Source organism: Streptomyces sp. NPDC048523 (assembly GCF_043199815.1).
Lineage (GTDB): Bacteria > Actinomycetota > Actinomycetes > Streptomycetales > Streptomycetaceae > Streptomyces.
This window is the reverse complement of sequence record NZ_JBICWQ010000001.1, coordinates 319,080-340,351: the sequence shown is the minus strand read 5'-3', so window position 1 is coordinate 340,351 and position 21,272 is coordinate 319,080. Positions and strand designations below refer to the sequence as shown.

Here is a 21,272-nt window from a genome sequence, read left to right as displayed (position 1 = left end):
TTAGGGGGTAAGCCATAGAACCTGCAAGACAAGAGTCGCCCTGCTCGACGGCATTCGGCTGGAGCGGGTATGTCGGCACGCCCTGACAGGTCAGCACCAGGCCGTGCGGCACACGCCGCCTTCGGTTGCCTCGCCGCGCGCGGCGTCCGCCGACCTTCCCCTCGTACGTCGGTGGGTGCTTGGCGGCGACGGCCGCCTGCTGGCGCTCCCGCTCAGCCAGCAGGCGGCGTGTCGGCGGCGCGGCCCCTGCGGTACGGCGGTGCCGCCGCATGGCGCGAGCCCGGGACGCGCGCTGGACGGACCGGGCCCTGAAGTGGTCTGTGGTCGGGAAGAAGTTTTCGACGTTCCGCAGAGCGTCTCGCCGGACCGTAGGTCTGTCATCACCCACACGAGTGGCGGCGTCATGGAGGGTGCGCCGGGTCCTGCCGCGTTGGGCGCCGTCGGCCTCCAGGGTCCAGCTCCGGCACCGAAGTGGCTCCTGCCCCCAGGACCTGCCCCGCGGTGGGCGTTACCGCAGCGCCCGCCGGACCGCTCGGCGTGCGGCGCTCGGGCCATCCGAACGGCGGAGGGATGCGGCCGTCCGGACGTGTGCGGTGGCCGGAACGGCCGGGTGGCTGAAACCTGACGGCGGTTCCCTGGTACCGAAACACGCACTACGGCGTCGGGGGTACTGCACCCGCCCGTCCCGTCGCAAGGAGCGCTTGTCATGACCTTCAACCCCCTGGAACAGCGGGGTATCCCGCTGGACCGCCAGCTGCGCAACTGGCGCGAGCTGAACGTGGAGCCGATCGACCCCGACCGCTGTGACCCCTACACCCGCTGCCGGATCATCACGATGAACGGCATCGAGGTGGAGGCGATCCTCTTCAGCCACCAGCTGGCCCGCAACACCGTCGACCCGGAGGTGAAGCGGCAGCTCGCCCGCACCCGCTACATCGAGGCCCAGCAGCAGAAGGTCGTCAACTGGCTGCTGCCGGGTGTGTCGTCGGTACTGGAAACGACGATCGCCTACGAGCAGGTCGCGGTGGACCTGACGGCCTGGGTCGCGCGGATGGAGCCGGACCCGTACCTGAAGCAGGCGTACCAGTTCGGGGTGCTGGAGGACTTCGACCACCTGTACCGGTACGCCAACCTCTACGAGATGATCGAGCACCGCAAGGCGGAGTCGATCGTCGACAACCTCACGGAGGTCATGCCCGGGCGGCCGACTAAGTTCCACCACCGTGACCCGTACGACAACGTCCGCGACCCGTACGACACGACGGCCACGAACCCGCTGTCCAAGCTGCACGCGCTGACGATCATGTCGGCGGAGCAGCAGACCATGAACTTCTACATGAACACCGGCCCCACCTACATGGAGCCGATCGCCCGCCGGCTCTACCAGGAGATCGGGCTGATCGAGGAGGAGCACGTCACGCACTACGAGTCCCTGGTGGACCCGGGCGAGACGTGGTGGGAGCAGCTGGTCAACCACGAGTACAACGAGTGCTACCTGTACTACTCCTTCATGGAGCAGGAAAGCGACCCCAAGGTCAAGGCGATCTGGGAGCTGCACCTGAACATGGAGCTGGAGCACCTGCACACCGCCTGCGATCTGATGCGCCGTCACGACGGCCGGGAACCGCAGGAGGTCCTGGCCCCCGAGCTGCCCAACGTGCTCACGTTCGAGCCGAACAAGCAGTACCTGCGGGAGCTGCTGGACACGCAGATGGACCTGACCACGCTCGGCGCCGGCTATGTGCGCGAGGCGCACGAGCGGTTCGAGAAGATGCAGGAGCAGATCCACGGCGGTGAACAGCCGCCGAGTGAGCAGGTCATCGCGGAGCACGACGAGATGTTCGGCCGTGAGTACCGCGTCCAGTCCGAGGGTGAGCACCCCGACCCCGCCATGCGCGAGAAGTGAGGGGATCCGAGATGACCGAACTGCGCACCCCGCAGGCCGGCGACGACAGGGCCGAGGACACGGACGTGGTGGCCCTGCTGATGCGTCAACACGGTGACATCCGCAACCTCTTCGACGAGGTCGAGCAGAGCCAGGGCGAGGAGCGACGCGAGGCGTTCCGTCGTCTCGTACGCCTGCTCGCGGTGCACGAGACCGCCGAGGAGGAGGTCGTGCACCCCTTCGTGCGGAGGGCGGTGGACGGTGGCCGGCAGGTCGTCGAGGACCGCCTCGCCGAGGAGAAGGCCGCCAAGGAGACGCTGTCGTCCCTGGACGAGATGGACACCGACGATCCCCGGTTCCTGCCCCTGCTGAGGCAACTGCGCACGGACGTGCAGGAGCACGCGCGGGCGGAGGAACGCTACGAGTTCTCCCACATCCGCCGCAGCACCGACCTGACGAACCTCGCCGCCATGGCCAAGGCCGTCAAGGCCGCCGAGGCGATGGCCCCCACCCGCCCCCACCCCGGCATCGAGTCCGGCGCGGCCAACGTTGCTCTCGGCCCGGTGGCCGCCCTCATGGACCGCACCAAGGACGCTGTCCGCAAGGCCATGGGCAACGGCTGACCCACGGCGGTAGATGCAGTCCACACCTGGGGGAACACCGTCCTCGTGCGGTGCGCCCCCAGGCCCACGTCCTCGATGCGCACGGGACGGGCTCGGCCCCACGCCCGGACCGGAGAAGCGGCGGGGCAGCCGCCGGTGATGCCCGCTGTAGTCCAAAGGAATGGCCGGACCGGCCATGTGGCGCAAGGCCGGCTCCAGGCAGGAATCGCTCCGGCTTCCTGGGATTACGTTGCCCATGACTGGTTGTCCGGCCGCCACGGTGACCGTCGGCGGCGCCGGCCCACCTTGGCTTTCATCGAGGGGTTGTGATGGCGACTCATACCACTGAACCGATCTCTCCCGCTCCGGCGGCCGAGGACCGCCGGAGCCGCGGCCAGGTGATCGTGTCCTGGCTGAGTACGACCGATCACAAGAAGATCGGGCATCTGTATCTGATCACTTCGTTCTGCTTCTTTCTGGTGGGCGGGGCGCTGGCGATGGCGATCCGGGCGGAACTGGCCCGTCCCGGGCTGCAGTTCCTGTCCAGTGAGCAGTACAACCAGGCGTTCACGATGCACGGCACGATCATGCTGCTGCTGTTCGCCACCCCGACCTTCGCCGGGTTCGCCAACGCCATCATGCCGCTGCAGATCGGCTCCCCGGACGTCGCCTTCCCCCGGCTGAACATGTTCTCCTACTGGCTGTTCCTGTTCGGCGGACTGATCGTCCTGGGCAGTTTCCTGACCCCGCAGGGCGCCGCCGACTACGGTTGGACCGCCTACACCCCGCTCAGCGGCCCCATCCGCAGCGGCTACATCGGCGCCGACTTGTGGATCATGGGACTCGCGCTGGCCGGGTTCGGCACCATCCTGGGCGCGGTCAACTTCATCACCACCATCATCTGCATGCGCGGTCCCGGCATGACCATGTTCCGCATGCCGATCTTCACCTGGAACGTGCTCCTGACCTCGGTACTCGTCCTGTTCGCGTTCCCGGTGCTGGCGGCGGCCCTGCTGGCGCTGGAGGCCGACCGCAAGTTCGGGGCGCATGTCTTCGACGCGCAGTACGGTGGGGCGCTGTTGTGGCAGCACCTGTTCTGGTTCTTCGGCCATCCCGAGGTGTACATCCTCGCCCTGCCGTTCTTCGGGGTGATCACCGAGATCATCCCGGTGTTCTCCCGCAAACCGATCTTCGGCTACATGGGCCTGGTCGGCGCGACCATCGCCATCGCCGGTCTGTCGGTCGTCGTGTGGGCGCACCACATGTTCGCCACCGGCGCGGTCCTGCTGCCGTTCTTCTCCTTCATGACCTACCTGATCGCCGTCCCGACCGGGGTGAAGTTCTTCAACTGGATCGGCACCATGTTCAAGGGCTCCCTGTCCTTCGAACCCCCCATGCTGTGGGCGGCAGGCTTTTTGGTCACCTTCCTGTTCGGCGGCCTGACCGGCGTCATCCTCGGCTCCCCGCCACTGGACTGGCACGTCACCGACAGCTACTTCGTGGTCGCGCACTTCCACTACGTGCTGTTCGGCACCATCGTCTTCGCGATGTTCGGCGGCTTCAGCTTCTGGTGGCCCAAGATGACCGGCACCATGCTCGACCACCGCCTGGAGAAGATCCACTTCTGGACGCTGTTCGTGGGCTTCCACACCACCTTCCTGGTCCAGCACTGGCTCGGCGCCGAAGGCATGCCCCGCCGCTACGCCGACTACCTGGCCGCCGACGGCTTCACCGCCCTGAACACCGTCTCCTCCCTCGGCGCGTTCCTGCTGGGCCTGTCCACCCTGCCCTTCCTCTACAACGTGTGGAAGACCGCCAAGTACGGCAAGCGCATCGAGGTCGACGACCCCTGGGGATACGGCCGCTCCCTGGAATGGGCCACCTCCTGCCCGCCCCCACGCCACAACTTCACCGCCCTGCCCCGCATCCGCTCCGAATCCCCCGCCTTCGACATCCACCACCCCGAGATCGCCCGACACGACCAGAAACAGCACTCCGGCAGACGCGACGCCATCGACGCCCCAGGACACGAGGGTCAACGGTCATGATCGGAAACCAGGCACGTGCTGCGCGACCCGGCCAGGTCACGACCCCCCTCGCCGCAGAGGCCGAGGGCTACCTCCTGCTGCGCAGCCACCATGACAAGGCCCGCCGTGAAGCCGAGCAACTGTGCGCCCGTATGCCCTGGCTGACCATCGCCCAGGCGGAGGCGCTCACCCACCACTACCTGGACCAGCGCATTGAGCTCACCCGTCACATGCTCCAGGACACGGCCCGGCGCGCCGATCAACTGCGGCAGGAGTACGAGACCCGCTACGGCGAACTGCGCCGCGCACTGCTCAGGCGCCATGCCGCCTTGGTCTCCACCGTCCTGGCCTGCGCCACGGGTCTCGGTGCCGCGGCGGGAGTGCTGGCGCGGTAGGCGCGCCGGCAGCCCCGTTTCGTGGCGGGAGCGGCGGGCACCCGGCACGCCCACGGGAGGATCCACACGTCACCGCAGGCGTGCGGTCGGGCACCGGTCCGAACACTCGTGCCCGGCGGATCGGCCCGCCGAAACACCGGATGATCCTGTAGAGGGCCCCGATGAGCGAGTACACACCGTCCCAGGCCGAAGGCGAACGGGACGACGACATGCCGAACGAGCCCGCGGAAGCCCGCCCCGACTCGGGCCCGCCCCGGACGACTCCCTCCCAGGCGGAAGGGGAGCGAGCGCTGCCCGACAGTCCTGACCGGTACGCGCGGGCGCGCAGCGAGGAGGAGCCCGGTGCGCACTCCGGTGCCGAGAGCCGGGCGCACAGCCGCATCGTGCCGGGGACGGCGAGCGCCGCCGAGGGCTATGGGCCACCGGGTGGAACGACGGACGACGCACCCCTGGCCGGAGTCGAGAACACCGAGCGGCCCGGGCCGTCCGGTCCGGTCACCCGCGACCACGTACGAGAACTGCTCGCGGCGCGCGGGGACTCCGCCACGCTGGTGCTCATCGAGGGCCACGCCCAGGTGATCGCCGCCGCGGAACGGGACACCGACCGGTACGCGGGCGCACTGGACGTCATGTCCGCCGAGGAACTGGCCCACCGGATCGGAACGGACTCCCCGACGGGTCGGGAACTGGACGTGCTGGCCGGCACGTTGAACACGATGGTGGCCCAGCTCGGGGCCTGAGTCGGTCAGCGGCGTCGATGACCAACCAGGTCGAGTTCTCAGGGACCGGACCAGCCGGCTTCCCATTCCTTGCTGCGCCGCTGCTCCTCGTCATCGTCCGGCGCCTGCCCGTCGTCCTCCGGCGAGGGACGTGTCGACCGTGACGGCTCGTCACCTCCGGACGGGTCCGCGTTGTCGTCCGGAGTGCTCTCCTGGTACTGCTCGTCCTGCGCTTCGTCGGACGCAGACTGCTCGGTCATGACCGGCCTTTCTGTCGGGTGAGGATGTCGGCGTGGCGTGGCCGTCATGGGAGACGTCCATCCGGCTCGAGAGTCTGCGAGCCGTGTACCCCTTTCCTCGCATCAAGCCACCCGACTCGGCGCGCGGAAGAGCCGGGCCATCCCAGGGGCCGAGCCGCCGAGCCGACCCCCTTTTTATTGGCGGCGGAGCCGACACCCAGACGTGATGTGGAATCGGCGGTTCATCTCGTCGCCCGGGGTACTCGGCGGCCCAGTAAGACCCCATCCGTCCCCTATCGGAGGTGCGGAGATGACCACCTCTCCTCATTCGTCCATGGAAACCCATCCGGACCTGCTCGACATGCGTCGGCGCCACGAGATGGCGGAGCACGCCACGACCACCCCAATGGCGCAGGCCGTCGAGACGCTGGCCTTCCTCACCGGGGTGTATCTGGCGGCCTCGCCCTGGATCGCCGGCTTCAACAGCCTGTCGACGCTCGCCGTCAACAACCTGATCGTCGGCATCGCGTACGCCCTGCTGCTGAGCGGCGGCTTCGGCCGCGCTTACGAGCGCACGCACAGCATGGCGTGGGCCGCCTGCGCGCTGGGCCTGTGGACCATCGTCGCCCCGTGGGTCGTGGCCGGCGACGTCAGCACCACCAGGTCGGAGGTCAGCAACATCATCGTGGGCGCCATCGGACTGCTGCTGGGGCTGGCGGCCAGCGCCCTCGCCGGCGGCATGCGGCGCGGCGAGGAGCGCGATGCTTCGATGTCGTACGGCGCCGGCCGGAGCTGACGTCCCGCGGCGCCCCATCGATCGGAGGAAACGACCTGAGTGACCCGGTACCGGGGCGTATTGCGCCCGGGTACCGGGTCGTCCGCGTACCGGCACGGGCACGGAACGCCGTGGTTGTGCGGAGTGCCGTCGTAGGAGGACTGTGGGGGTGTACGGCTCATTTCCCCAAGCCTCCCTCTGGGGGGCTGGGTGTCGACCGTACGCCGGGATGTGGCCCTGCGAGGTAGGAACCCGTGGACCTCGGTGACCGCTTCCACTGTCCCGGCAGCGGGCCGACCGGCCCGCGGAACGGATCGTCATGGCCTTCCCCGACGGCGGCTGGGCCGACGCCTCCACTGCAGCCCATCTCCAGCAGACACTGCGCCGACACCGTGTGATCAACCAGGCGGTCGGCATCGTCATGGCCCAGCGGCACCGAACCAGTGCTCAGGCACGGGAGATGCTGCGTGCCACCGCCCGCGACCGCAGACTCACTCTCTTCGATGTGTGCACCGGTCTGGTCGCAAGCTTCGGCAGACCGCCGCGGGACCCACCCGACCCCTCGCCCCCCGGCCCCCGCCCGTAGCCGTCAGCTGTGGTCGTCGGCAGCGGGATTCCGGCGAGTGGTGCGGCGCGGGACAGGTGGGTGTCGGGGCCGAGCCATTCGCACACCAGGAGGCTGGCGTCGTCGTGGAGCCGGTCGTCGTGGTGCTTGAGAAGGGCGCGGATGAGGCGGCGCAGGGTTTCGGGGACGGAGAGCTGGTCGGCGTGGTGGCGGACGAGGAAGTCGATGAACCGGTGCACGCCGAACTCCCGTCCTTCGGCGGTACGGGCTTCCGTGATGCCGTCGGTGTACAGGACGAGCCGGTCGCCGGGCTGGAGCTGCTCGTGGCAGACGGTGGTGGGCAGGTGCAGGTCGGTGCCCATCGGGTGGGCGGGCGGGCACCGCAGGAGGGACGTCCATCGGCCGCCGCGGATCACGATGGGCGGATGGTGGCCACGGTTGACCCAGGTCAGCATGCCGGTGGAGGTGTCGAGGTCGGCGAGGATGCCGGTGACGTAGCGGCTGGTCCCGAACTGTTCCAGCAGGACCTGTTCGACGGCGTCCCCGAGGGCGGACAGCGGGGTGTTCTGCCTGCGGTTGTTGCGGCAGGCGCCCAGGGCGAGGTTGGCGGTGATGCCGGCCGCGGTGTCATGGCCCATCGCATCGAACATCGACAGGTGTACGACGTTGTCGGCGACGGCGTAGTCGTAGGCGTCGCCGCTGACCTCGTACGCCGGTTCCATCGCCGCGCCGATGACCACCCGGCCGTCGGCGTAGGTACGGGGCGGCATCAGGGTCCACTGCATCTCGGCGGCGACGTTCATCGGCCTCACTCTGCTGAAGCGGGCGTAGGAATCGCTGACGTCTCGTGTGCTGATGACCAGCAGGGCCACCAGGGACGCCAGCGCGTACATGTCCCGCCGCGTCTGCGCGTCGTCCCTCGGGGAGGTCACATGCAGCACGCCGAGCCGCTCCGCGCCGTCCAGCAGCGGCACCCACCAGCCGTGGGCGCCGGGGCGGACATCACCGGTGGCCATCATGCGGCCGTACTGATAGGCGCGGCCGGCGACGGTGCCCTCCACGGTCAGCTCCGCGATCCCCTCGGGCGCGTCCTGGGCGGCGTCCAGGCCCTTGCCGGTGAGCAGGCGAAGGACGTTGCGCTGGAGATCACCGAGATAGATCCGCACGTCACTGAATCCGGCGCGCGCGGCGTTCTCGGCCACCAGTGAGGGCATGCGCTCGAACGACATCAGGTGGCTGCCGATCAGCAGATCGGCCAGCATGCCCTGCACCGCTTCCTCGTGATCCGCCACCACTGCCCTCATCTCCGCACGGCAATCGCGCAGCGAATACTCACCGATACCCGAGATACCCGATAGTCGCTTCTCTCCAGTACCCACCACGGCCCGCGCCAACATCTCACTTCCGCTGGGGCGGGAACTGCGAGCCGGTGCCCGGGGGACCACGGTGAACCGGGAGCGCAGGGGGCTGCACACGGCGTTCGACGAGGCCGAAAACCGGCCGCCGTGTGTACCGATTTGCCTGACGTGCCTGATCAATTCAAGCCGTTGGTTTGAGGCTTGCATGACAAGAACGCGTCCGCGATGTCAGTCTTCTCCGGGAATTCACAGCCCCCTCACAGGTTCATCACCCCCCACCTCCTTCCACCCGCATGCCGTGCAGCGCCCCGGACCGGCGTACCCCGCCGATCCGTCTCGTCCACGGCCCCCACCACGGGTCGGCCGTCGTACCGAAGGAGAACCTCCTTGCCCCTGCGACAGAACGCCCTCGTGCGCCCCAGACGCCTCACCGGCCTCGCTCTGGCGGCCGTCGGCTCCCTGCTCGCCCTCACCGCCCCGGACTCCGCCACCGCGGCTCCGGCGCATCCGGCAAACGCGAAGATCACCGCCACGCCTCGGGCCAGCGCCGCCCAGCCCCCGCTGTCCCCCGCCCGCCGAACCGCCCTGATCAGGAGCGCCCGGTCCGAGGCGGCCGGAACCGCGCAGCGCATCGGCCTCGGCGTCAAGGAGAGGCTCGTCGTCAAGGACGTCATCAGGGACGCCGACGGCACCACGCACACCCGCTACGAGCGCACGTACGCCGGACTGCCCGTCCTGGGCGGCGACTTGGTCGTGCACGACAACAGCGGCCGTACGACCGTCACCAGGGCCAATGCGGCGCAGCTGTCGCTGCCCTCGCTCAGCCCGAAGGTCACGGCCGCAGGCGCCGCCGCCAAGGCCCTCGCCGCCTCGAAGCACGATCAGGTCAGGGGCGCCAAGGTGGCCGACGCCTCCCGTGCCGTCGTCTGGGCCGGAACCGGCAAGCCCGTGCTGGCCTGGGAGACCGTCGTCGAAGGCGTCCAGAAGGACGGCACGCCCAGTGAGCTCCAGGTCGTCACCGACGCCGCCACCGGCAAGGAACTCCTGGCCGCCGAGAAGGTGCACGCCGGCACCGGCACCGGCCAGTACGTGGGCACGGTCTCCCTCGGCACCACCCTGTCCGGGTCGACGTACCAGCTCGCGGACCCCGACCGCGCCGGGCACAAGACGTACGACCTGGGCCAGGGCACCTCGGGCACCGGCACCCTGTTCACGGACGACAACGATGTCTGGGGCAACGGTCTGCCGACCGACCGCCAGACCGCAGGGGTGGACGTGGCGTTCGGCGCCGCGGCCACCTGGGACTTCTACAAGGAGGCCTACGGCCGCAACGGCATCCGCAACGACGGGGTCGCCGCCTACAGCCGCGCCCACTACGGGAGCAATTACGTCAACGCCTTCTGGCAGGACTCCTGCTTCTGCATGACGTACGGCGACGGCTCGGGCAACACCCACCCGTTGACGGCACTCGACGTGGCCGCCCACGAGATGAGCCACGGTGTCACCGCCGCCACCGCGGGTCTGGTGTACTCGGGGGAGTCCGGTGGCCTGAACGAGGCGACCTCCGACATCTTCGCGGCGGCCGTCGAGTTCCACGCGAACCTCGCAGCCGACCCCGGTGACTACCTCGTCGGCGAGAAGATCGACATCAACGGCGACGGCACGCCCCTGCGTTACATGGACAAGCCCTCCAAGGACGGCTCCTCCCGCGACAGTTGGAGCTCCACCCTGGGCGGCGTCGACGTCCACTACTCCTCCGGGCCGGCGAACCACTTCTTCTACCTGCTCTCCGAGGGCAGCGGCGCCAAGACCGTCAACGGCGTCTCGTACGACAGCCCGACCTACGACGGTCAGGCCGTCAGCGGCATCGGCATCGAGAACGCGGCCGCCATCTGGTACCGGGCGCTGACGACGTACATGACCTCGACGACGAACTACGCCGGCGCCCGCACCGCCACCCTGGCGGCCGCCGCCGACCTGTTCGGCGCCTACAGCCCGACCTACCTCGCCGTCGCCGACGCCTGGGCCGCGATCAACGTCGGCAACCGCATCGCCCTCGGCGTGAACCTCGCGCCGGTGGCGGACCAGATCAGCGGCGTCAACCAGGTCGTCAGCCTGCAACTGGACGCCTACACCACCAACACCGGCGCCTCGCTGACCTATGAGGCCACCGGCCTGCCGGACGGGCTGACCATCAGCCCGAGCGGTCTGATCAGCGGTACCCCGACCACACTCGGCACCGGCGACGTCACGATCAAGGTGACCGACAGCACGGGAGCGACCGCCTCGGTCACCTTCAGCTGGCAGATCGCTTACGTCTACGCCAACGCCTCCCGTGTGGACATCCCCGACAACGGGGCCGCCGTGGAGTCCCCTGTGACCATCACGGGCCGCGACGGCAACGCCTCCACGACCACCAAGGTCTATGTCAACATCGTCCACACCTACCGCGGAGACCTGACCGTCGACCTCGTCGGCCCGGACGGCACCGTCTACTCCCTGCTCAACCGCAGCGGAGGCTCCGCCGACAACGTCGACCAGACCTTCACGGTCGACGCCTCAGCACAACCGCTCAACGGCACCTGGAAGTTGCGCGTACAGGACCGGGCGTCCATCGACGTCGGATACATCGCCCGCTGGCAGCTCACCCCCTGACGCGGTACCACCGGCACCACCGGAACCCCGCTGCCCGGGCCCCTCGGGGCCGGGCAGCGGGGTTCCGCAAAACCCGGTTCCATCCGGACCGTGGCGTATGAATACTGGCTGTCGTCCCAGTCGATCCGGCTGCTTCGGGCGTTTCGCATGGGGCTGGTGGGAGGGCCTGCGGGAGTGACCATGCACGATGACCAAGTGGACGTGACGCCCGAGATCGTCGCGGCCTTGATCCAGGAACAGTTCCCTCGGTGGAGCGGCAAGGCGATCCGACTCGTACCGTCGACCGGGACGGTCAACGCCATCTTCCGTATCGGGGACGACCTCTCTGCGCGCTTCCCACTGCGCGCGGCCGACGCCGTCGAGACGCGGGCGGTTCTGGAACAGGAAGCCCGGGCGAGCGCGGAGCTGACGAAGGTGTCTCCGTTCCCGGTCCCGGAACCCGTCGCCCTGGGAAGTCCTGGAGCGGGTTACCCCATGCCGTGGTCGGTCCAGACATGGCTGCCGGGAACGGTCGCCACTAATACCGACCCGAGCGGGTCGGACGCCTTTGCCGAGGACCTCGCGGCCTTCATCGCAGCCCTGCGAGGCGCTGAGACGGGGGGTCGGCTCTTCAGTGGCGAAAACCGTGGCGGCGTTCTCGCCCACCACGACGATTGGATGGCGAAGTGCTTCGAGGAGAGTGAGGGGCTGCTCGACGTGCCCCGGCTGCGCCGATTGTGGAGCCGTTTCCGGGAGTTGCCACGCACCGGCGCCGACGTGATGAGCCATGGTGACTTGATTCCCGGCAATGTACTGGTCGCGGGAGACCGACTCAGCGGCGTACTCGACACCGGCGGTTTCGGCCCGGCCGATCCCGCGCTGGATCTCGTCAGCGCCTGGCACCTCTTGCAGCCGGGCCCGCGGGAACTGCTCCGGCGGGCACTGGCCTGTGACGACTTGGAGTGGGAGCGCGGCAAGGCGTGGGCGTTCGAACAGGCGATGGGCGTTGTCTGGTACTACCTCGAAAGCAATCCGACGATGAGTGCCATGGGGCGCCGGACGCTCGACCGCATCCTGGAGTCGGTGGAGTGATGTACGCGAGCGATGGACACCGAGCTGCCGCCCACGCCTACCTCATGTCCAACGAGTTCCGTGGCGTCGGACATGACAGAACACGCCCACAGACCTCACCAACCAGCGGGTCGCAAACCTCTCGTCACTCGTCAGGCGTCAGCCTTCGCGGCCCTCAGTCGATACAGAACTCGTTGCCCTCGATGTCCAGCATCGGGATGCAGGAGTCCTTGCCGTCGTACAGCGTTCGCACGTGTACCGCGCCGAGCGGGACCAACCGTTCGCATTCGGCTTCAAGCGCGGCGAGGCGCTCTTCCCCCACGAGTCCGGTGCCGACTCGCACATCGAGGTGCACCCGGTTCTTGGCGGCCTTCCCCTCAGGGACGCGCTGGAAGTACAGCCGCGGGCCCACGCCTGAGGGATCAACGCAGGCGAACCAGGAATCGCGCTGCTCAGGCGGCTGCGAGCCCTTGAAATCGTCCCAAGTGGCAAACCCCTCCGGTGGCGGCGGTACGACGTACCCCAGCACCTCGCACCAGAATCGAGCGAGACGCTCGGGTTGTGCGCAGTCGAAGGTGACCTGGAACTTCTTGATCGACGTCATCGGTCCACCATATTGGCCCCCACCGACGCTCATGGCGGTGATCGAAGTGAAGGCCGAAAGCGGCTTTCCCGAGGCCCACTTCGCGCTGGTTCTGCCCAGGACGCTGCTCGACGGCCGTTACGAACTCGCCAAGGTCACTCATGGTGTCGTGGGGGAGTTACAGCCTGGGCGGCGACCCGGCCGAGGGCGCGCTGGTGATCACGGGCTTCTACGGTCGGTTCAAGCACCAAGCCGGAGCCCGTGCCGAGGCGTTGAAGCGCGACGGTGAAGCCGACGGCGCGAAGGTATCCGTACCACCGAGGGACGTCACCCCGGCAGGGTCGGCCGTGAGGATCAGCTGTGAGTGCTCGTGCGGAAGCGGCCCGGCCTGACGATTCACCTACCCGGTCTGCGTCTGGGCGGACGGCAACACCTCGGCCCTGGTGGCCGAGATGACCTTCGGTGTCGTGAACGCCGACCTCGACCTGAAGTCGGCCGCCAGGACCACGCTCCGGGTCCGCTCCGAGACTCTGAAGGCGATCAAGTGACCGGGAGAGCAGCGCCTTCCGCTCGGCAGGGCCGGTCACCTCGCGGCGAGAGGGCCATTCGTGGAGTCGGTGAGACGTTGCCGGGCCAGTGACGATTTCGCGGGCATAGATCACGGCAGCGGGATGCTGAAGTGGATGCCGGGGCCGCTGTCGCCGAGGTGGTCGACCACATGGTCGCCTCCCTCGTCCTCCGCCGGCTCGGTCGAATGGTTGAACAGGTTGTCCGATCGGAAGGAAGCCGTCCATGGACGAGCAGGACGAGCACTTCGACGTCGTCGTACTCGGTGCGGGCCCCGGCGGGTACGTCGCCGCCATCCGGGCCGCCCAACTGGGCAAGCGCGTCGCGGTGGTCGAGGAGAAGTACTGGGGCGGTGTCTGTCTGAACGTGGGCTGTATCCCCACCAAGGCCCTGCTGCGCAACGCCGAACTCGCGCACATCTTCACCCGCGAGGCGAAGACCTTCGGCATCAAGGTGGACGGGGAGGTCTCCTTCGACTACGGCGAAGCCTTCCGCCGCAGCCGGAAGGTCGCCGACGGCCGGGTCAAGGGCGTCCACTACCTGATGAAGAAGAACAAGATCACGGAGATCAACGGCCGCGGCACGTTCCTCGACCCGCACACCCTCCAGGTGGCCGACTACGACGGCAACACCCGTACCATCGGCTTCGACCACTGCATCATCGCCACCGGCGCCACCCCCAAACTGCTGCCCGGCACCCGCCGCACCTCGCGCGTGGTGACGTTCGAGGAGCAGATCCTGGCCGAGGACCTGCCGCAGTCCATCGTCATCGCGGGCGCCGGCGCGATCGGCATCGAGTTCGCCTACGTGCTGCACAACTACGGCGTGAAGGTGACGATCGTCGAGTTCCTGGACCGGGTCGCCCCGCTGGAGGACGCCGAGGTCTCGGCCGAACTGGCCAAGCAGTACCGGAGGCTGGGCATCGACGTGCTCACCTCGACCCGGGTCGAGTCGATCGACGAGTCCGGCCCGCAGGTCCGCGTCACGGTCACCGGCAAGGACGGCGCTCAGAAGGTGCTGGAGGCCGACAAGGTCCTGCAGGCGATCGGCTTCGCCCCGAACGTCACCGGCTACGGCCTGGAGAAGACCGGCGTGACCGTCACCGAGCGCGGCGCGATCGACGTCGACGGCCGCTGCCGCACCTCCGTCCCGCACATCTACGCCATCGGCGACGTCACCGCGAAGCTGATGCTGGCGCACGCCGCCGAGTCGATGGGCGTGGTCGCCGCCGAGACGCTCGCGGACGCCGAGACCATGGAACTCGACTACGTCATGATCCCGCGCGCCACATTCTGCCAGCCGCAGGTCGCCAGCTTCGGTTACACCGAGGCGCAGGCCCGGGAGAAGGGCTTCGACGTCCAGGTCGCCAAGTTCCCGTTCACCGCGAACGGCAAGGCACAGGGCCTGGGCGACGCGGGCGGCTTCGTGAAGCTGATCAGCGACGGCAAGTACGGCGAACTCCTCGGCGGCCACCTCATCGGCCCGGATGTCACCGAACTCCTGCCCGAACTGACCCTGGCCCAGCAGTGGGACCTGACCGTCCACGAGGTCGCCCGCAACGTCCACGCCCACCCGACGCTGGGCGAGGCGGTCAAGGAAGCCGTCCACGGCCTCGCCGGCCACATGATCAACATGTAGGGCCGCTGCGCCCTTTGCGGGCCACGCAGGAGAGTGCGCTCTCCTCCGACAGATGGGGCCACGGGGCGGATGGTCCGCCAGGCGGGGCTCCTACCGGTAACTGAGGTGTATCCGGCCTGTGTTGGGCGTGTCGCCGACGGCGGTGAGCCCGAGCCGGTTGGAGGCTGGAAGCATGACCGACCCGACTCAGGACCCCCGCTTCCTCCAGGACCCGTACCCCGTCTACGCGGCCATGCGGTCCAGGTGCCCGGTGCAGTCCCTTCCCGCCGAGTCGGGCGGCCGCGCCGGCTACCTGGTCACCGGATACGCGGAGGCCAGGCAAGCCCTCGGCGACCCCCGGCTCTCGAAGGACACGGCCGCCTTCTTCGCGGACAAGGCGTCACGGCGCCGTCTGCACTCCGCGGTGGCGCACACCATGCTGGCCAGCGACCCACCCCGGCACACCCGGCTGCGCAAGCTGGTGACCAAGGCGTTCACCGCGAAAGCCGTCGCACAGCTGCGTCCGTTCATCGCCCGCTTCACCGAAGAGCTGCTGGACCAGTGGACCGTCGGAGAGCAGGTCGACTTCGTGACCGGCGTGGCGGTGCCGCTGCCCGTCGTCGTGATCTGTGAGCTGCTCGGCGTCCCCGAGGCAGACCGGCCCGACGTGCGGCGCTGGTCCGGAGAGCTGTTCGCGGCAGGCAGGCCCGACGTCATCGACGCGGCCTCGCATTCCATGGCCGACTACATGACGGGCCTGATCGCGGCCAAGCGCCTGCACCCCGGTGACTCTCTTCTCGACCGGCTCATCGCGGCTCGTGACGGAGCCGAGCAGCTGAGCGAGGAGGAACTCGTCTCTCTGGCCGTGCTGTTGCTTGTGGCCGGACACGAGACCACGACCAACTTCCTCGGCAACGCCGCACTGGCGTTGCTGCGGCGCCCGGCCGAGTTGCACCGCCTCCAGCAGAATCCGGACGGCGTGCCGGCCGTGCTGGACGAGCTGCTCCGGTTCGATTCCCCGGTCAGTACGGCCACCTTCCGGTTCACCACCGAGGCCGTCACACTCGGCGGTACCGACATCCCGCCCGGTGCCCCCGTATGGGTCGCTCTCGGCGCGGCCAACCGCGACCCGGAACGGTTCCCTTCGCCGGACCTCCTCGACCTGGACCGGGACGCCTCCGCGCATCTCGGCTTCGGCCACGGCATCCACCGCTGTGTCGGCGCGCCCCTGGCGAAGGCCGAGGCGGAGATCGCCCTGCGAGCGGTACTGACCCGGTTTCCCCGCATCCGACTTGCCGTACCGCCTGATCAACTGCGGTGGCGGCACACTCGTCTCGTTCGCGGCCTCGCATCGCTTCCTGTCCTGGTGTGACCTGCAGGGCTTCATGGACCGGCAACTGCCGTGTAACCGCGGGGGCCGCCGGATAAGATCTCCGCATGGCCCTGACCTTCAACGACGTGGACCGGTTCGAGGCGGCCAGGCCGCGTCTCGAGGCCATCGCCTATCGCATGCTCGGCTCCTCGAGCGAGGCCGAGGACGCCGTGCAGGAGACCTATCTGCGCTGGCAGGCCGCGGATGCCGGGCGCATCGAGGTGCCCGAGGCATGGCTGACCAAGGTGCTCACCAACCTCTGCCTCAACCAGCTCACGTCGGCCCGTGCGCGCCGCGAGACCTATGTCGGCCAGTGGCTGCCCGAACCATTGCTCGACGGGGACCCGATGCTGGGCCCCGCGGAGACGGCCGAGCAGCGCGAGTCGGTGTCGTACGCCGTGATGGTTCTTCTGGAGCGCCTCTCGCCGAACGAGCGCGCGGTGTACGTGCTGCGCGAGGCGTTCGCGTACTCCCACCGGGAGATCGCCGAGATCCTGGACCTCAGCGAGGCGGCCAGCCAGCAGATCTTCCATCGTGCGAAGAAGCATGTGGCGCAGGGCAGGGCACGCGTCGAGATCGACGAGGCGGCCGCGCGCCGGATCGTCGAGGAGTTCCTCGCCGCGGCGACCAGCGGGGAGACCCAGCCGCTGATCAAGCTGCTCACCTCTGACGCCATCGCGGTGGGCGACGGCGGCGGGAAGGTGCCGGCCCGGGCCAGTGCCTTCGAGGGCGCACGCACGGTGGCGAAGTTCCTGCGCGGGCTGTTCAAGCCGGCCCAGGCCAAGCGGGATCTGATCGGCGGCTCGCCCGACCTCTACGCCGCCACGGCCAACGGCGAGCCCGCGGTCGTCGTGGTGGTCGACGGGCGGGTCGTCGGCATCATGTGCCTGGAGCGGACGCAGGAGGGGATCGTCGCGGTCCGCAGCCAGGTCAACCCGGACAAGCTGGAGCGGGCTGCACAGCGCTGGGCGGCGGGCGATTTCGGTCCTCCGGTCGTGGCCGAAGCTCTCTGATCCCTCATGTGACGCAGGTCACTCCATTCTTCTGTCAGGTATCGGCGGGCTGTCCGGTTCAAGGGGCGTGACCGGGCCAGAAGGCACCGGACCCGCGCAGACAGGAGCAGGAAGATGCAGCACCGGATCATCGTTCTCGGCGCCGGCTACTCCGGGGCGATCGCGGCAGGCCGACTCGCCAAGCGGTTGCGTCGTGAGGACGTCGCCATCACCCTCGTCAACGCCGAGCCCGATTTCGTCGAGCGGGTCCGGATGCACCAGCTGGCCGTGGGGCAGGACCTCGCACCGCGTCCGCTGCGCGAGATGTTCGCGGGCACGGGCGTCGACGTGAAGCTCGCGCAGGTCACGTCGATCGACGTGGACCGCAAGACGGTCGCGGTGCAGAGCACGGAGGGCACCGCGGAACTGGCGTACGACACCCTCGTCTACGCCCTCGGCAGCGGCGGGAACGACCACGGCGTCCCGGGTGTCGCCGAGCACGCCCACCAGATCGCGAGCCGCCCCGGCGCGCTGCGGCTGCGTGAGCGCCTGGCCGGGCTCGCCGAGGGCGAGACGGTCCTCGTCGTGGGCGGTGGCCTGACCGGTCTGGAGTTGGTGACGGAGCTGGCCGAGGCCCGCCCGGACCTCGATGTCACCCTGGCCACGCGCGCCGAACTGGGCGACTGGCTCTCCCCGAAGGGCCGCGCGCACCTGCGCAAGGTCATCGACGGGCTCGGCATCACGGTGTACGAGAACGCCGCGGTGACCGCCGTCGGGGCGGACCGTGTCACGACCGCGGACGGCCGGACCTTCCCGGCTGCCGTCACCGTCTGGACCACGGGCTTCGCCGTCCACCCGCTGGCCGCTGACACCGGCCTGGAACTCGCGGACAGCGGCCGCATCGTGGTCGACGCGACGATGCGCTCGGTCTCGCACCCGGACGTGTACGCGATCGGCGACGCCGGCCATGCGCTGGGCGCCGGCGACCAGCCCCTGCGCATGTCCTGCGCCTCGGGCACCCCCATGGCCTGGCAGGCCGCCGACTCCATCGCCGCCCGCCTGACCGACGGCAAGCTGCCGAACACCCCGCTGCGCTACTTCAACCAGTGCATCTCGCTGGGGCGCAAGGACGGCCTGATCCAGTTCGTCACCGCCGACGACCGCGCCGTGGACCGCGCCCTGACCGGCCGCTTCGCTGCTCGCTACAAGGAGTTGGTCTGCAAGGGCGCGGCCTGGGGTGTCGCCAATCCGACGCTGGGCATTCCGGTGCGACGGCGGCGAGCGGTGGCCGAGCGCACGGGTTCCGAGGCGACCGCACGCGTGGCGGCGTGATCCACGTGGCGCCGCGCGGCACGGAGGGCCCGGACCGCCACGGTGTCCTCCGCGGCCGGTCGTCGTCAGGTGGTGAGCAGGTCGGCGACCCGAGCGATCATCCGGCTCTCACCGCCGTCGCGGGCGGTCGTCGGGTGGTACGCGAGGACGAAGCGGCGCTGCTGGTCGCGAGTGGAGAAGGCGGCGTTCTTGTAGCCGTATGTCTCCCCGGTCTTGCCCCAGAGGGTGACGCCGTTGACGGTGGCCTGCTGCAGGCCGGTGCTGTAGCGGGCTGGGGAGCCGTCCAGCATCCGCACCTCGTCGGGCGGCAGGGTGAACATCAGCCGAAGCAGCTCCGGCGGGAGCAACTCGCCGGAGAACAGCGCGGAGAGCATGCGGTCCAGATCGCGCGTGGTGGAGATCATGTCGCCCTCGCCCCGGCTGGAAGACTGGTCGTACGTGGTGATGTCCCGCAGGCTGCCGTCGGCCATCGTCAGGTAGCCGTGCACGTGCCGACCGTGGATGCGCGGGTCGTCGCCCGGTACGACCGTACGCGCCAGGCCCAGTGGACGCAGGATGCGGGCCGCGACGGCCTCCCCGTACGAGCGGCCGGTGAGCCTTTCGATGATCAGCGCGGCGAGTACGTAGTTGATGCCGCGGTACTCCTGCCGGGTGCCGGGGGCGAACTTCAGCGGTCCGTGGGTCGCCGTCGCCACCCACTCCCGCGGTGTCCAGTGGTCGAAGCGGTGGCGGAACACCTCCTCCGCGGTGTGCGGGTCCGGGATGCCGACGTGGTCGGGCAGTCCGCTGGTGTGGTTCAGCAGGTGCGTCAGGGTGACAGCCGCGAACCGGGCCGGCAGCAGCCCCGGCAGGACGTGCCGTACCGGCGCGTCCAGGGCGACCCGTCGCTCCGCCACCAGTTGCAGCACCACCGTGGCGACGAAGACCTTGGTGATGCTGCCGATCCGGACCCTGTCGTCCGCCGACACCGGACGCCGCGTTCGGATGTCGGCCACTCCGGAGGTGCCTCGCCAGTGGCCGCCAGTGCCGCCGACGCGCAGCCGGGCCGCGGTCGACGGCGGGTGCTCCAGGTCGTCGATCGCCGCCTGCAGAGCGGCGGAGTCCAGGGGCGGGAGCGGCACGGGTAAGGCGGCGCTCGCCCGCTGCACGGGCAGTACCGCGGTGGCGGCCAGCGCGGCCGTCCCCGACACGGCGACGTTCACAAAGGACCTGCGGGAGATGCGGGTTGGGGTCATACGCGTCATCCTGCCCGCGGGCACGGACCCCCGACATCGGGGTCCTCCCGGAGTGATCCCGGATCACACCCTGACCCGCCCTCCGAGGCTCGCCGGGCGCCGTGGGCGGATCGGGCGAGCCTCGGAGGGGGAGGCTGGATCACGTGGTGCAGGCGGTGCCGTTCAGGCTGAAGGCGGAGGGCTTGGCGAAGGTCCCGCTGGAGGTGCCCTGGAACCCGAAGGTCGCCTGGCCGCCGGGCGCCAGCTCGCTGTTGTGGCTCACATTGCTCGCTGTGACCGCTCCGGACGACCCGGAGAGGTTCGCGTTCCAGGCGTTGGTGATCTGCTGCCCGGAGGGCAGGGTGAACGCGAGCTTCCAGCCGCTGACGGGGGAGGTGCCGGTGTTGGTGATGGTGACGTCGGCGGTGAAGCCGCCCTGCCAGGCGTTCGCCCCGTACGCCACCTTGCAGGCCGTGGCGCCGCCCGGGGTGCCGGGGTCACTGGAGGAGCCCTTGTTGACGGTGGAGGAGAACGAGGTCACGGCGAGGCCGGCGCCGTTCTGCCAGGGTTCGAAGCCGGCCTGAACGCTCGTCAGGTACCAGTTGTTCTGCGCGATTCCGCGGGAGACGGCCTGGCGGGCGAAGTCCATGACGTCGAAGTTCCAGCTGCTGATCGCCGACGGCGCGACGAAGGACAGGACGTCGTTCGTGCCGTTGCTGCCGGACCACACCTGCCAGGTGCGCCCGCCCACGTTGGTGTTGCCGACCGGGGAGCCGATGGGCTGCACGGATCCGACCCTGTTGAACCAGATCATGATCTCGGTCCGGTTCACGCCGTCGGTGCGGGGCGTGGGGTCGAGCCAGATGTCGTACGCGGCGTCGTACACCGCGTTGTTGACGTAGTTGAAGGAGATGCTCGACGGCGCGGTGGAGATGGTGCTGAGCTGGGCGGGAAGCTGGGTTCCGGGAGAGCAGTTGGTGTAGTGGCAGCCGTTGAAGATGGACGGGTAGGACTTCGGGGCGCCGTTCGTCGGGACGGATCCGTCGGCCTGGGTGATCCTGAACCCCGAGTCGGTCGCCGTGATGCACTGGGTCGCGCTGGTGCCCCAGCGGTTGTTCTGGACCACGTACCGGCCCTGGATGGTCGTCGAACCGAAGGCCTCGCAGAGCGTGGTGTCGGCCTGCGCGAGGGGGGCGGTGGTCAGCAGCGCGGCGAGCGAGACGAGCGAGGTGAGCAGCGCGCCGAGCAGGCCACGCGCGCGGCGGGCATGGTGCGGTGAAGGACGCATGCGGATCCTCTTCAGGCGTGGGGGAGGGGGTGACGGG

At 69.2% G+C, this 21,272-nt stretch carries 17 protein-coding genes and 1 pseudogene; 13 read left to right on the top strand and 5 right to left on the bottom strand.

The genetic code is table 11. The features are described from left to right. Window positions 1-706 precede the first annotated feature (706 nt). From ACGFWE_RS01610 to ACGFWE_RS01590, 5 genes are all read left to right on the top strand, one after another. On the top strand, window positions 707-1,906 hold the full coding sequence (locus ACGFWE_RS01610; RefSeq protein WP_352385239.1) for a hypothetical protein: 1,200 nt from the start codon (window positions 707-709) through the stop codon (window positions 1,904-1,906). 11 nt (window positions 1,907-1,917) lie between these two features. Next, on the top strand, window positions 1,918-2,508 hold the full coding sequence (locus ACGFWE_RS01605; protein WP_352385240.1) for a hemerythrin domain-containing protein: 591 nt from the start codon (window positions 1,918-1,920) through the stop codon (window positions 2,506-2,508). Window positions 2,509-2,816: 308 nt separating this feature from the next. Then, the gene (ctaD, locus tag ACGFWE_RS01600) at window positions 2,817-4,535 is read left to right on the top strand and encodes a cytochrome c oxidase subunit I (protein ID WP_393597078.1); all 1,719 of its coding nucleotides are present in this window, start codon (window positions 2,817-2,819) and stop codon (window positions 4,533-4,535) included. Beyond that, complete coding sequence (locus ACGFWE_RS01595) at window positions 4,532-4,909, top strand: hypothetical protein (protein WP_352385244.1); 378 nt, start codon at window positions 4,532-4,534, stop codon at window positions 4,907-4,909. The genes ctaD and ACGFWE_RS01595 overlap by 4 nt, the downstream gene beginning before the upstream one ends. Window positions 4,910-5,070: 161 nt before the next feature. Continuing rightward, entirely contained in the window at window positions 5,071-5,649 is a 579-nt protein-coding gene (locus ACGFWE_RS01590; protein ID WP_393597076.1) for a hypothetical protein, read from the top strand. Window positions 5,650-5,687: 38 nt separating this feature from the next. On the opposite strand, the gene ACGFWE_RS01585 is transcribed toward ACGFWE_RS01590, so the two are convergent. Beyond that, window positions 5,688-5,888: a hypothetical protein gene (locus ACGFWE_RS01585; protein ID WP_352385246.1), complete on the bottom strand. Its 201-nt coding sequence runs from the start codon at window positions 5,886-5,888 to the stop codon at window positions 5,688-5,690. A 313-nt stretch (window positions 5,889-6,201) separates the two neighbouring features. Here ACGFWE_RS01585 and ACGFWE_RS01580 point away from each other — a divergent pair, with 313 nt between their 5' ends. Both ACGFWE_RS01580 and ACGFWE_RS01575 read left to right on the top strand, forming a co-directional pair. Next, window positions 6,202-6,663 carry an SPW repeat protein gene (locus tag ACGFWE_RS01580; RefSeq protein WP_352385248.1) on the top strand — a complete coding sequence of 154 codons (462 nt, stop codon included), beginning with the start codon at window positions 6,202-6,204 and terminating at the stop codon, window positions 6,661-6,663. 298 nt (window positions 6,664-6,961) lie between these two features. After that, a pseudogene (locus tag ACGFWE_RS01575) lies at window positions 6,962-7,105 on the top strand (ANTAR domain-containing protein); the annotation flags it as partial. Here ACGFWE_RS01575 and ACGFWE_RS01570 read toward each other — a convergent pair. Beyond that, on the bottom strand, window positions 7,090-8,511 hold the full coding sequence (locus ACGFWE_RS01570; RefSeq protein ID WP_393597074.1) for a PP2C family protein-serine/threonine phosphatase: 1,422 nt from the start codon (window positions 8,509-8,511) through the stop codon (window positions 7,090-7,092). The pseudogene ACGFWE_RS01575 and the gene ACGFWE_RS01570 sit on opposite strands and share 16 nt — an antisense overlap. Window positions 8,512-8,952: 441 nt before the next feature. On the opposite strand from ACGFWE_RS01570, the gene ACGFWE_RS01565 reads away from it, so the two are divergent. Then, a complete protein-coding gene (locus ACGFWE_RS01565) occupies window positions 8,953-11,220 on the top strand; it encodes a M4 family metallopeptidase (protein WP_393597072.1) in 2,268 nt (755 codons plus the stop codon). Between the two features lie 180 nt (window positions 11,221-11,400). Next, complete coding sequence (locus tag ACGFWE_RS01560; protein WP_393598890.1) at window positions 11,401-12,291, top strand: aminoglycoside phosphotransferase family protein; 891 nt, start codon at window positions 11,401-11,403, stop codon at window positions 12,289-12,291. 154 nt (window positions 12,292-12,445) lie between these two features. On the opposite strand, the gene ACGFWE_RS01555 is transcribed toward ACGFWE_RS01560, so the two are convergent. Then, complete coding sequence (locus ACGFWE_RS01555; RefSeq protein ID WP_352385255.1) at window positions 12,446-12,874, bottom strand: VOC family protein; 429 nt, start codon at window positions 12,872-12,874, stop codon at window positions 12,446-12,448. A 771-nt stretch (window positions 12,875-13,645) separates the two neighbouring features. Between ACGFWE_RS01555 and lpdA the strand changes: the two genes are divergently transcribed. From lpdA to ACGFWE_RS01535, 4 genes are all read left to right on the top strand, one after another. Then, a complete protein-coding gene (gene lpdA / locus ACGFWE_RS01550) occupies window positions 13,646-15,058 on the top strand; it encodes a dihydrolipoyl dehydrogenase (protein ID WP_393597070.1) in 1,413 nt (470 codons plus the stop codon). Between the two features lie 172 nt (window positions 15,059-15,230). Continuing rightward, window positions 15,231-16,409 carry a cytochrome P450 gene (locus ACGFWE_RS01545; RefSeq protein ID WP_352385259.1) on the top strand — a complete coding sequence of 393 codons (1,179 nt, stop codon included), beginning with the start codon at window positions 15,231-15,233 and terminating at the stop codon, window positions 16,407-16,409. A 65-nt stretch (window positions 16,410-16,474) separates the two neighbouring features. Then, window positions 16,475-17,422: an RNA polymerase sigma-70 factor gene (locus tag ACGFWE_RS01540; protein WP_352385261.1), complete on the top strand. Its 948-nt coding sequence runs from the start codon at window positions 16,475-16,477 to the stop codon at window positions 17,420-17,422. Between the two features lie 114 nt (window positions 17,423-17,536). Then, window positions 17,537-18,733: an NAD(P)/FAD-dependent oxidoreductase gene (locus ACGFWE_RS01535; RefSeq protein WP_393597068.1), complete on the top strand. Its 1,197-nt coding sequence runs from the start codon at window positions 17,537-17,539 to the stop codon at window positions 18,731-18,733. 65 nt (window positions 18,734-18,798) lie between these two features. Here ACGFWE_RS01535 and ACGFWE_RS01530 read toward each other — a convergent pair whose 3' ends face one another. After that, window positions 18,799-19,968: a serine hydrolase domain-containing protein gene (locus ACGFWE_RS01530; protein WP_393597066.1), complete on the bottom strand. Its 1,170-nt coding sequence runs from the start codon at window positions 19,966-19,968 to the stop codon at window positions 18,799-18,801. 139 nt (window positions 19,969-20,107) lie between these two features. Beyond that, window positions 20,108-21,235: a cellulose binding domain-containing protein gene (locus ACGFWE_RS01525; RefSeq protein ID WP_393597064.1), complete on the bottom strand. Its 1,128-nt coding sequence runs from the start codon at window positions 21,233-21,235 to the stop codon at window positions 20,108-20,110. Window positions 21,236-21,272: the final 37 nt, after the last annotated feature.